This window comes from Corallococcus sp. AB038B (genome assembly GCF_003668955.1).
Lineage (GTDB): Bacteria > Myxococcota > Myxococcia > Myxococcales > Myxococcaceae > Corallococcus > Corallococcus exiguus.
The window spans coordinates 1-390 of the sequence record NZ_RAWO01000354.1; the positions used below are offsets into that span (position 1 = coordinate 1).

At 67.4% G+C, this 390-nt stretch carries 1 pseudogene; it reads left to right on the forward strand.

Annotated features, from left to right (window positions below):
* A pseudogene (locus D7Y04_RS43555) lies at positions 1-390 on the forward strand (OPT/YSL family transporter); the annotation flags it as partial.

Below are 390 nucleotides of genomic sequence, written 5' to 3' on the forward strand. Positions count from 1 at the left end.
GGGCTTCATCGGCGCCCTGCTGGTGCTGCTCCGCGATGCTCGCTTCACGTGGCTCACCAACATCCCGGACAAGGTGAGCATGCCGTTCACCATCCTGGGCAAGAAGGCCTCCGCGTGGACGCTGTCGTTCGACTTCAGCCTGCTGCTGGTGGGCGCCGGCGCGCTGGTGAGCTTCCGCACGGGCTGGTCCATGCTGCTGGGCGCGGTGCTGACGTACGGCTTCCTCGCGACCGCCATGGTCACCCAGGGTGCCATTCCAGAAGTGACGTACCGGGCCATCAACACGTGGATGGTGTGGACGGGCTCGGCGGTGCTGGTGTCCTCGGGCCTGTTGGCCTTCGCCTTCCAGTGGCGCAGCGTGGCGCGCTCCTTCAAGGCGCTGTCGGGCCT